Here is an 11005-nt window from a genome sequence, read left to right on the forward strand (position 1 = left end):
CCGCATCTCACCGGTGGCCTGAGCCTGAAAGACCTCAGGAGCGGGGTGGCGGACACCATCCTCGGCGGTTCCGTCACCCGCCAGGGAACTGACCGCTTCAACTCCGCTGTGGCCGGCGGTAAATGGCAGGGGTTCCAGACGCAGCCGCACATCGACTACGGGGACGTGGCCCGGTACGGCCCCAACGCGCCCTGGCAGCAGCCGGAGAAGGACAACGTGGCGCTGCCGGACGTGCTCTTCCCCGCGGTACGGCGGATCGAGGTACCGGAGGCCGCCGGACTGGGCGTCTGCGTGGACGGCTCGCAGGACGCGGGGCCCGGGGAGCTGCCGCCGTTCAGCCCCTACCAGACCCGGCCGCAGCAGTACGTCGAGGTGTTCAACCGGGGCCGTACGCCCTTCGACTACCGGGTGGAGTGCTCGGTCCCGTGGCTGGTGGTGGACCGGCCGCGGGGCCGGGTGGAGCAGCAGGCGCGGGTGGAGGTACGGGTGGACTGGTCGCGGGCGCCGGAGGGGCGGTCCTCCGGGGTGCTGACGGTGAGCGGGGCGGGGGAGTCGGTGACGGTGCGGTGCATGGCGGAGCAGCCACCGGCGCGGGGGCCGCAGGAGCCAGGGGGCCTACGGGGGCCGCGCGGGCTGCGGGGCTTCGTCGAGGCGGGCGGCTATGTGGCGATCGACGCGGAGCACGACGACCGTGCGGTGGGGCGGTGGCGTCGGCTGCCGGGCATCGGGCGGACCGGGGCGGGGATGACGGCGTGGCCGGTGACGGGCGGCTGGGGCGGCTCAGCGGCCTCCTGGCCCCGGCTGGAGTACGAGGTGAGCCTGCTGTCGGCGGGGGAGGTGACGGTGTGGGCGTACCTGTCCCCGCGCAACCCGTCGCTCGGCTCGGCGGGGCTGCACTACGCGCTGTCCTTCGACGACGACGAGCCCCAGTCGGTCGACATCACCGCGGGCGCGGACGACGGTCTGCTGAACACGGTGTGGGCGCGGAACACGTCCGACAACGTGAACCGGACGGCGACCCGGCACACCGTGACGCCGGGGACCCACCGCCTGAAGTTCTGGGCGGTGGACCCCACGGTGGTGGTGCAGCGACTGGTGATCGACACGGGCGGCCTGACCCCGACGTACCTGGGACCGCTGGAGAGCCTGCGGCTCTAGGCGTGTTGCGGGGGGAGGTCAGCGGGCGGGCCGCAACAGTGCCACAGCCCGGTCGAACGCCGAGTCCCGGTTCTTCGCGAACTCCTCGTCGGTGAACACCGGTTCGGTGATGTTCGGCGGGATGCCGGCGCCGTCGAAGGTACGGCCGGTGCGGGTGAGGTACTCCTCGTTCGGGAGCCAGGCCGCCATGCCGTCGGGAAGGTAGCGGACCATGATGTCCGAGAAGACGCCCTGGGTCGGCTGTCCGATGCGGACCGTGCGGCCCGGACGGTCGAGCAGGGCCTGGGTGAAGGTCTCACCGGCGCTGATCGTCGAGCCGCCGGTGAGAAGCGCGACCGGGCCGGTGTAGCGGGAGCCGGGGGCAGGGGTGACCCGGACCGGCTCGGGCGGGGTGTGGCGGGCTTGGTCGGCGGGGTCGTCGCGGACGCGCTTGGAGTAGGCGACGTACGGGGTGTCCGTCAGCCGTTCGGCGATGTGGATGCCGAGGGCGTCGGACCCGCCGCCGTTGACCCGCAGGTCGATGATCAGACCGTGCAGGGAACGCGTGCGGGCGGGGGTCAGGACGGTCTTCAGCATCCGGTCGAGCTCGGTGAGGTCGGCGCCGTACGAGTCGTCGTCCCGGTTGTATCCGTCGAAGTCGGCGATCCGCAGGTAGCCCAGGCCGCCGTCGAGGTCCGCGTAGGTGATGAGGCCGTCCGCGAAGTCCTGCCGGCCGGTGGCTCCCTTCAGGTCGCGGGCGACGACGAACTTCTTCACCCTGGAGTCGAGTTCCGGGCCCGGCGCCGTGGTGCCCGGTCGCACCACGCCGTAGTGGCGGTCGCCGTCCTGGACGAGGACGTGCGCGTCGTGAAGGGGTTCGATCATGCGGCTGAAGATGCCGAAGAGGTCGGAGCGGGGGGTGTCCTCGTGCACGAGGGGCCGGTAGCGGTCCCGTACCGCATGCCAGTCGATGCCCTTGGTCGCGAAGAAGGGGTAGTTCTCCTCGAAGGACTGCCAGAAGACGTCGAAGGAGGCGCGGGGATCGGTCGAGGGCGGGCGGGTGCAGGCGGCCGGCAGCGAGCCGATCCGGCGCAGCCGCCGATGACCGACCTCGCTGTCGTCGTCGAGCCGGGCGTGCTCGCCGTCGGCCGCGAGCCGCAGGGTGAGGACGTCGCCGTCGGCGTTGTACGTCCCCTGCCTCGCCCCCGCCTTCGAGAAGTCGCCCTTGAGGCAGCTGACGGCGGTCGTCTGGTACTCCTGCAGCCCCCGTGCGCCGACGGCGAGGAGGGTCCCGTAGCCGTCGGTGCGCCATACGCCGTCCGGGCTCGTGCCGGTTCCGGGTGCTCCCGGCGCGGTGACGGCGAGGGCGAGGGCCAGGAGGAGAGCTGCGGTCCCGACGACGTTTCGCACGATGGCGTCCTTCCACCCACACGCGACTGACGCTTCCGCCCCTCACGTTGCCGGACGCCGAGGGTCCCGGCCATCCGGCAGACGGGTGGGGCGGGGGTGGGGAGAGCCCCCGGAGCGCGCGGTCGGTCCCACGGGGCGAAGAGCAGCTTCCGGGTGGTGCGGCGGCCGGTCGTCCTGCCAGGGCCGAGGCCGGGTCCTTTATTCGGGCTGCTCGAAGAGCTCGGCCGTGGTGGTGGCCGTGGCGGCGCGGGTCAGCCAGGTGGTGAGGGTGTCGTGGTCGTCGCAGGAGGTGATGCGGTCGCGGGCGTCGTCGCTGATGTCGATGCCACGGCCGCCGAGGACGACGAGGAGGGCTTCGGCGAGGCCGTGGGAGAGGCCTTCGGAGAGGCCTTCGGAACGGCCTTCGGCGCGCAAGGCCTCGGCCGTCTGGGACTGGAAGATGGAGAGGTCGACGGCCATGAGGTGCCTCCAGAGGTCCGCGGCCGGCGTCTTGCCGAGGCCTTGTTCGGTGAGCTCGATGTAGATGCTCGCGGTGTCTTCGTCGTCGGCCTGCAGGCCCTTCAGGGCGGCTGCCAGTGCTTTCAGTATGGCATCGGACTCCCGCGCACGGCTGTGCAGCGCGGAGGACAGCACCGCGAGGGAGATGTCCTTGGCGGCTGCTTCCGGCGTGTCGATGACGGGCACGGTGTCCGGGCCCAGGACGAGCGGGCGCAGGGTGAGGGTGGGCCACTGCGGGGGACCGAGACTGACCTGCCGTGCCGCCCAGGCGGCGGTGTGCCTGTCCTGGCAGACGACCAGCAGTACCGCCGGCATCTTGTACTTGGCGTAGAGATACGCCAGGTAGTAGGCCCAGCTGGCGGGCTTGTCGGCGTCCTGCCCGCCCTGGGCTTCCACGGCCAGCAGGAAGCTGCCGTCTTTCACCGTGTCGAGGCGGAGAAGGGTGTCGACCCGGCGTTCCAGGGGGCGGTTCTCCGTCAGGTCCGTGGGAAACGGCGACGCCGAGACCGGATCGCTGAAGGAGACGCCGAGCGCCCTTACGGCTCGGGGGAAGAGCCCCGGATCCTGCTGGAAGATCCGGTGCATTGCTTCGTGCGGGGAGCTGACCATGGGGAGGGCTGGGGACCTCTCGTCGTAGGGACTGCTGGTCATGCCGCTCTCGGCAGCGGCTGGTGGGTACGGCAGTCCCGGCACCGGCCGGGTTGCGCTGCGCGGAACGGGCGGTCGCAGCCGTCGCAGTCCTGGAAGGGGAGCGGACGCGGTGGGGCGGGCGGTGATGGCGGTGGCAGGTACTCCGTCAGGCGGTGGGCCAGGAGGCCCGCCGGGTGGCGGAGCGGCTCGGGCGGGAGGCAGGACGTGAGGGTGCGGCGTACGGCTTCGGGCGAGGCGCCGCGCTCCAGCCAGGCGTCGACGGCCGGGGCCAGCCGTCGTACCTCGCGTTCGGGGAGGAGCAGGCGGGGGTCGTCGTGGTGGAGACGGGAGAGGAGGGTGGCGGCCGTGCGCTGCGGATCGGGCGTGCTGCGAGTGGGCTCCGGCAGAGGTGGCTTCGGCGGGCGCGGCGGCGGTGCTGGTGCCGGTGCCGGGGGGTGCGTCTGATCGAGGAGGGGAACCGGTGCCGGTGCCGGTCGCGGTGTAGGCGTAACCTCTCGTCCCTCCTCCACCCCCGTCGGCCGGTTGTACGACACCGTCCGCGAGACCACCCGGCCGTTCGGCAGCCGCTCGCGCGTCCGGGACAGGTAGCCGTGGGCCTCCAGCTCGCGCAGGGCCGCCGCGATCCGGACCTCGCCCTCCGGGAAACGCCCGGTCAGCGACTTGATGTCCACGCGGGCGCCGGTCGGCAGCGACTGGATGTGGCCGGCGAGACCGATCGCGGTGAGGGAGAGTTCGCGGTGCTGGAGGAGGCGGTTGTCGACCACCGTGTACCGCATGGTGAGCCGGACGTTGACGTGGGTCACCCCGTACGAGGGGTTCGGCCCCGGAACGGCTGACCGGGCGCGCGACGGCGCGCTAGTGTGCTCTGCATCCATCGGGAAGGTTGTGTCTTCCTAGGTGGTCAGGCCCTCGATCGGGATCGCTAGTCCCGGCCGGGGGCCGTCGTATGTGCGTCACGGGTGACGGGTGACCGTGTACTGCCTTGGCCGTCACCCGGTGTTGTTGTCGCGGCGAGCATATGCCGGGCAACCGGCACGAAATCCAGCCCAGTTGGCCATGTTCACTCCGGAGGGTGACGGGCGGCGGCGGGGAGGCGGGTGGGGTTGGGGAGGGGGATTTCCTTTGGGTTTTTTAACTACTTGGCGGCGGGCGTCACCGCCTCGCGGCAGACCGCGTGACGGTCAGTTCGGCCCAGACGGTCTTGCGGGGACGGGGCCCGAGGGAGACGCCCCAGCGGTCGGCGAGGGCCTCGACGATCACCAGTCCGCGACCGTTCTCGTCCGCCCCGGAGGGGAGTTGCAGGCGGGGGTGGTGCTCCTCGCAGGTGTCCGTCACCTCGATGCGGACCGTGTCCCCGACGACGTACATCAGCAGCCGGAAACCACGGCCCGCCGTCCGCCCGTGCGTCGCCGCGTTGGCCGCCAGTTCCGCGACGACGTGCGCCGCGTCCTCCGACGGCAGCCCCCACGACCGCAGTTGCTCGGTCGCCAGCAGTCGCGCCAGCCGGGCTCCTCTGCGTGTGGGTGACAGCAGCACGCTGAAGTTGCGGATCGGGCAGCCGAGGGGGGTGGAGATTTCCTGGTTCACGTCACTCAGCGTGGCCGCCCATGCCTACCGTGAACAGTGACGGAGTCGTTGCGTACGGTCACTGTCCGCTGTCTGTCCGGTGCTGTCCGGGCTGTCGGACACGGGCGTACGGGTAGGGCGTCGTCGAGGCACGGTCGTACGACGGAGGGGTGCGGGATGAGTGTGGACGGCACGGTGGCGCGGCTCAGGAGCGAGGCGGACGAGCCGGGTTGGGAGGTGGATCCCGACGACGAGTGGGGCGTCGCGGTCATCGCGACCGTCGGGCGGCAGCTGAAGCTGCGACGGGAGGCGGTGGGGATGCGGGCCGCCGAGTTCGGGGTGGCGGTCGGGTACGGCGAGGACCTGGTCTACAAGATCGAGGGCGGGAAGCGGATTCCCCGGCCGGAGTACCTGGACAGGGCGGACGAGGTGCTGGGGGCGGGCGGGCTGCTCTCGGCGATGAAGGAGGACGTACGGCGGGTCCGGTACCCCAAGAAGGTGCGGGACCTGGCGCAGATGGAGGCGAGGGCGGTGGAACTCCAGCTCTACGACCCGCTCAACATCCACGGGTTGCTGCAGACACCCGAATACGCGCGCGGGCTGCTCCTGATGCGTCGCCCGGCGTACAGCGGGGACGAGGTGGAGCGGTTCATCGCCGCGCGTGTGGCCCGTAAGGCCGTCTTCGAGCGGGACCCGGCGCCCGAACTCAGCTTCGTTCTGGAGGAGTGGACGCTCCGGCGTCCGCTCGGCGGGCGGACGGTGCTCCGTCAGCAGCTGGAACACCTGCTCGAGGTGGCGCAGTTGCGGAACGTCGAGCTTCAGGTGATGCCGGTGGATCGTGAGGAGCACGCGGGGCTGGCCGGCGGAATCGAGGTGCTGAAGTCCGAGGACGGCTCAGCGGTGGGGCGTTCGGTAGCAGTGGCCAACGGCCGACCGGTGTCCGATGCGAAGCAGCTCCGTATCCTTGAACTGCGGTACGGCATCATCCGGGCGCAGGCGCTCACACCACGTGAGTCGACGGCCTTCATCGAACAACTGCTGGGGGAGACATGATCCGCAAGACCACGGCCGAGGACGCCTCCGGTCTGACGTGGTTCAAGAGCAGCTACAGCAGTAGCAGTGAAGGCGACTCCTGCGTCGAAGTCGCCGTCAGCCCCGCCACCGTCCACATCCGCGACTCCAAGAACACCGCGGCCCCCTCCCGCGGCCCCCACCTCACCTTCCCACCCGCCACCTGGACAGCCTTCCTCTCCCACGCGGCGGCCGCCGGGGAGTGAGGTACGCCCGCGAGTTGTTCGCGCCGCTGGGGGCGGTCGTCGCCGTGGGCGCGCTGAACGCCACCGGCACTTGGTCGTTCGCGGATGTCTCGGTCGGCGCGTTCCTGGCGGGCAGACGGCAGCAGTGGGACCGCCTCTTCGCCGCGGTCTGCGCGCTCTGCGCCTTCGACCGCGATGAGGCGACGGCGATCGCCGACGAGATGGCCTACTTCCGTGACTACGACCTGTCCGCGGCGCTCCTCGTCCTCTGGTCGGCCGGAGTGACGGGGGTCGAGAGCCTGCGCGACCCGTCGCCGCCGGTCGTACGCCGCATGTGCCGCATGGCGGCTGACCTCCAACTGGGCGAGTTCTTGGACATGTTGGTGCACATGGCCCTCGACGCGGGTATGGACGCCGCTGCCGGTGCGCCTCAGGTCATCGAGATCCTCACCGCCGCCGGCGCCTTGGCGGACCCGGCCGGGAACGTCACCCCGCACCACGTCCACCGCATGTGGCGAGTCGCCCATCTACCGTCGGCGCTCCGCCCGGACTCGTCCACTGCGGAGCACATCAAGGCGGGGCTCCGGTCGTACGACGGGACGCTGGAGGAACTGCTCGGCGGCGGCCCGCCGGAGCGCGGCTACCGCTACGTCGGCCCCGCCGAACTCGTCGTCATGGCACGGCGATCCAGGGGCGGACCCGGTACCCGGATCGCCTCCGTGGCCGACTTCGAGTCGTGGGCCGCACGGCAGTCACCGGCGGAGCTGGCCGAGCCGTTCACGTACGTCGTCGGCGCCGACGGGCTGCTATTTCTCGCGCCCCGCCGCAGCGAACACGTGGCTTGCGCGGGCGGAGCGGCCGTACTCGGCGCCGGGGAGATCACCTTCGTGCGCGAGGCGGGTCAGTGGGCGGCGAGCGAGGTCAGCAACCAGTCGACGGGCTACTGCCCAGACGTCACGTCCTGGCCGGCGGTGGCCCGGGCCCTCGACGGCATCCCGCTCCGCCGCCCCGCTGCCTTCACCCACGAGGTGGTGTTCCGCCGCTGCCCGGCCTGCGCGGAGCACAACATCGTCCGGGAGGGCGACTTCGTCTGCGTCTTCTGCGGCAGCGACCTGCCGAAGGCCTGGAACGTGGACGTGGACGACGTCGGCAGGTCAGCTCGCCCGTGAGGCGCCGAAACGGACCTCCGCCGCCGGAGTCACCGCGCCCGGCGTGAGGGAGGGCCCTCTAATCCGCCTTGTTCCCGCCGCCACCCTGTTGCTGCTGCTGGCCCTCCGGCCGCACCGCGTCCTTCGCCTTCTTCGCGAGGTCGTCGTCCAGTTTCTTGAACTCGCGGACCACGGTGTCGGACATGTCGGCGAGGGAGTCGATCTGCTTGGTGATGTCCTCGCGGCCGTCGTGCCAGTTGGACTCGAAGTCGTCGAGGGCGTCGTAGACCGTGCCGCTGCCGACGTCGTCTTTGTACGACTCGAACATCTTCTTGGTGTGGTTGAGGCGTTCCTTGATGGAACGCAGCTTGCGGCCGTAGTCCTCCAGCTCGCTCAGCGGTATCGCGAGGTCGCTCTTGCCGTTGCCCACGTGACCGTCCCCCGTTCGCGCATCTCGTAGTCTGGGCGGCACCGTATATCAGATCATCGGACGGGGACGGCGTACACCATGGCGCGCTATATGGAGACGCTCACCATCGAGCGCGGCGGCTTCCGGATCAAGGTGCCGGAGTCGTGGTGGGAGTTCGACGTGCGGCCGGAGTCGCGGGACGACTCGATCCGGCGGATGGTGAACGAGCGCGTCGCCCAGCACCCGGAGCTGGCGCAGTACCGTGACACGTACGTCGGCTTCCTGCGCAAGTCCGCGGCCGACGCCTGGAAGTCGGGCGCGATGTACTGCGGCTGCATGGCGGAGAGCTTCGGCGGCGACACCCCGATCACCGGATCGGTCACGGTGTCGCTGGTCGGCGGCCGTACCCGCGAGGGCGCGCCCCTCTCCAACGACCCCGCCGCCATCACCGCCCAACTCGCCCCCAAGGAGGCCCACCGGGAGGGCGACTCCTGGCGCAAGGTGACGACGGTCGACATCCCCGGCGTAGGTCCGGCCGCCCGGACGTACGGCATCGAGGACATCCCGGTCCCCGAGGACAGCCTGGGCCGCACCATCCGCGCCGTCCTGATGCAGACCTTCATCCCGGTCCCCGGCCAGGAGGGCAAGGTCGCCCTGGTGGCCGGTAGCAGCCAGGTCCTCGACCTCGCCGACTCCTTCTTCGACATCTTCGACGCGATCACGTCGACGTTCCGGTTCGCGGACTGACCCTTTGCGGTGGGAGACGCGGTGGCAGACCGGCGAGGGTCTGCTGGGGCTCGCCGACCCTGCGGAGTGGGACGCCGCGTTCGAGCGCGGCGAGGACCATCTCGGCACGGCGGTGATCGGGCTGGCGCTCAACTGTCCGCTGGAGGAGGCGTCCCCCCGGATCGTGCGGGCGATGAATCTCCCGGACCAGGGAGAGCGGGGATACGCCTGCACCGCGGCGGGCACCGCGGCCCGCCTCAACGGCCGGCTGACCCCGGAGCTGTTCGCCGCGCTGCGCGCCGAGGGGCCGGGCGGTCCGGCCGAGGACGCGATCGGCGACACGCTCACGTTCGTGCCGTTCCGGGACCTGCCGCCGTGGTTCAAGCGTCGGTGGATGTACGTGACGGTGCGCGGCACGCTGGAGCACTGGTGGCTGCGGTGCGCCTACCTGATCGAAGACGGCCTTCGAGGCCTGCGCGGACGCCGCCACCGCTGAACGGACGGAGATGCAGTGACGACCGCACGAGAAGAGCTGCTGCGACTCGTACCGCCGCAGACCGGTGCGATCGAAGGCGCCGTCGACTGGGAACGAGTGCAGGACGAACTCGGGGTCCTGCTGCCGGACGACTACAAATGGCTGGCGGAACGGTACGGGCCGGGCGACTTCGACGGCTTCATGACCATCCTGCATCCGCATTCGCAGTTCGGGCCGACATGCCTCGTCGACGCCGCCGAACGCGCCGCCGAGTTGCTGGAGCAGATGCCGGAGGGCTTGCGGAAGAGAGTCCCGCACAGGATCGATCACCTACTGGCGGCCGGGAAGACCGACAACGGAGACACGATCTACTGGGTCACGGAACCCGAGGCCGCCCCGAACGAATGGACCGTCACGGCGAACGGGGCACGCAACACCAAATGGCCCCACTTCGACGGCGGAATCGTCGAGTTCCTCGTTGCCGTCCTCTCCGCCTCGACCCGCATGGACGTGTTCCCGAGCGACTTCCCCGGCGCCCGCCCCGCCTTCGTCCCGGAGCCGGATCCGGAAACCGTCCGCCGTCGACCGGGGACGCGGCGCCCCGACCGCTCGTGAGCGACCGTCTCGGCGCCTGAGTGCCCGGCCCGCGCCGCAGCCTGTGCGCCGGGCTTCACCTCGAACGACAGTTCCTTGTAAGTTCGCGTGTGCACAGGCTTGTTGACGGGGCGTACGCGACGGGGGTTGCGGGGACATGGCGGGGTACCGACCGGCGGACTGGCATCCACTCGACCTCGACAAGGACCCGACCCCCGGCGACCCGCAGCGCGTGCGCACCCTCGCCGCGCAGCTCCACTCCTTCGCCGACGACGTCTCCGACGCGCTGCGTCTGGTCAAGGGCATGGCCGGCGAGGACGCCCTCCTTCAGTGGGCGGGCAAGTCGGCGGAGGTCTTCAAGGAGCAGTTCAAGGACGTTCCGAAGAACCTGAAGAAGCTGAAGAAGTCCTACGAGCTGTGCGGTGACGCCCTCGCGGACTACTGGCCCAAGCTGGAGCGGGCCCAGGCCCTGGCGGACAAGGCCCTCGCCAAGGCGAAGGACGCCCAGTCGGACCTCTCTTCAGCCAAGTCCCGCCTGTCTTCGGCCGATTCGTGGGTCACCCGGGCGACGAAGGAAGCGGACAAGTACAAGGACGACCCCACCGGCAGCAAGTCGGACGCCGACAAGCCGGACGAGGGCAAGGTGCGGGCCGCAACCCGGGACGTGCAGAGCGCCAAGTCCGCCCACTCCAAAGCCCAGTCGGACGTCACCTCCGCCCAGAGTGCCCTCGATGCCGCGAAGAAGATGGCCGAGGACGCGCGGAAGATGCGTGACGACGCGGCCGGGGAGGCGAAGCGGAAGATCGACGAGGCCTCCGACGCCGGGATCCCGAACCGGCACTGGTGGCAGGACGTGGGTCACTGGTTCGAGGACAACTGGGACACCATCGTCACCGTCTGCAAAGTCGTCGTCGCCGTCGTCGGCATCATCGCGATGATCATCGGCGGGCCGATCCTCGGCGCGATCGTCCTCGTCGCCGCGCTCGTCGTCCTCGCGGACACGCTCTACAAATACTCCAAGGGACAGGCATCCCTATGGGACGTGGCGTTCGCCGCCATGGACTGCATACCCGGCGGCAAGGGCATCACCAGCCTCGGCAAACTCGCCAAGGGCGTCAAGGAGATGAAGGTCTTC

12 protein-coding genes and 1 pseudogene are annotated in these 11005 nt (G+C 70.6%); 8 read left to right on the plus strand and 5 right to left on the minus strand.

What is annotated here, in order from left to right:
• Positions 1-1158 (plus strand): annotated as a pseudogene (locus ABZ646_RS29320) (glycosyl hydrolase); the annotation flags it as partial.
• Between the two features lie 18 nt (positions 1159-1176).
• Here ABZ646_RS29320 and ABZ646_RS29325 read toward each other — a convergent pair.
• The 4 genes from ABZ646_RS29325 to ABZ646_RS29340 form a co-directional block, all read right to left on the minus strand.
• Complete coding sequence (locus tag ABZ646_RS29325) at positions 1177-2514, minus strand: S41 family peptidase (RefSeq protein WP_360525206.1); 1338 nt, start codon at positions 2512-2514, stop codon at positions 1177-1179.
• A gap of 231 nt (positions 2515-2745) precedes the next feature.
• Positions 2746-3654: a hypothetical protein gene (locus tag ABZ646_RS29330; protein WP_360525209.1), complete on the minus strand. Its 909-nt coding sequence runs from the start codon at positions 3652-3654 to the stop codon at positions 2746-2748.
• Between the two features lie 38 nt (positions 3655-3692).
• Complete coding sequence (locus tag ABZ646_RS29335) at positions 3693-4499, minus strand: helix-turn-helix domain-containing protein (protein WP_360525180.1); 807 nt, start codon at positions 4497-4499, stop codon at positions 3693-3695.
• 349 nt (positions 4500-4848) lie between these two features.
• The gene (locus ABZ646_RS29340; RefSeq protein ID WP_360525183.1) at positions 4849-5283 is read right to left on the minus strand and encodes an ATP-binding protein; all 435 of its coding nucleotides are present in this window, start codon (positions 5281-5283) and stop codon (positions 4849-4851) included.
• 156 nt (positions 5284-5439) lie between these two features.
• Between ABZ646_RS29340 and ABZ646_RS29345 the strand changes: the two genes are divergently transcribed.
• The 3 genes from ABZ646_RS29345 to ABZ646_RS29355 all read left to right on the plus strand — a co-directional run bounded on the left by ABZ646_RS29345 (position 5440) and on the right by ABZ646_RS29355 (position 7687).
• Positions 5440-6315 (plus strand): helix-turn-helix transcriptional regulator, encoded by an 876-nt coding sequence (locus tag ABZ646_RS29345; RefSeq protein WP_360525186.1) that lies wholly within the window; start codon positions 5440-5442, stop codon positions 6313-6315.
• A complete protein-coding gene (locus ABZ646_RS29350; RefSeq protein ID WP_360525189.1) occupies positions 6312-6539 on the plus strand; it encodes a DUF397 domain-containing protein in 228 nt (75 codons plus the stop codon). Before ABZ646_RS29345 ends, ABZ646_RS29350 begins: the two co-directional genes overlap by 4 nt.
• 653 nt (positions 6540-7192) lie before the next feature.
• A complete protein-coding gene (locus tag ABZ646_RS29355) occupies positions 7193-7687 on the plus strand; it encodes a hypothetical protein (protein WP_360525211.1) in 495 nt (164 codons plus the stop codon).
• Positions 7688-7745: 58 nt separating this feature from the next.
• Here ABZ646_RS29355 and ABZ646_RS29360 read toward each other — a convergent pair whose 3' ends face one another.
• Positions 7746-8096, minus strand: coding sequence for a hypothetical protein (locus tag ABZ646_RS29360; RefSeq protein ID WP_360525192.1), 351 nt, complete (start codon positions 8094-8096; stop codon positions 7746-7748).
• A 78-nt stretch (positions 8097-8174) separates the two neighbouring features.
• Between ABZ646_RS29360 and ABZ646_RS29365 the strand changes: the two genes are divergently transcribed.
• The 4 genes from ABZ646_RS29365 to ABZ646_RS29380 all read left to right on the plus strand — a co-directional run.
• Entirely contained in the window at positions 8175-8822 is a 648-nt protein-coding gene (locus tag ABZ646_RS29365; protein ID WP_360525195.1) for a hypothetical protein, read from the plus strand.
• 4 nt (positions 8823-8826) lie between these two features.
• Positions 8827-9297, plus strand: a complete 471-nt coding sequence (locus tag ABZ646_RS29370; protein WP_360525198.1) for a hypothetical protein — start codon at positions 8827-8829, stop codon at positions 9295-9297.
• A 15-nt stretch (positions 9298-9312) separates the two neighbouring features.
• Positions 9313-9891 carry an SMI1/KNR4 family protein gene (locus ABZ646_RS29375; RefSeq protein WP_360525201.1) on the plus strand — a complete coding sequence of 193 codons (579 nt, stop codon included), beginning with the start codon at positions 9313-9315 and terminating at the stop codon, positions 9889-9891.
• A 136-nt stretch (positions 9892-10027) separates the two neighbouring features.
• Positions 10028-11005 (plus strand): putative T7SS-secreted protein (locus ABZ646_RS29380; RefSeq protein WP_360525204.1); only part of this gene is annotated, 978 nt, incomplete at its 3' end.

It is taken from the genome of Streptomyces sp. NPDC007162, from assembly GCF_040634175.1.
Taxonomy (GTDB): domain Bacteria; phylum Actinomycetota; class Actinomycetes; order Streptomycetales; family Streptomycetaceae; genus Streptomyces.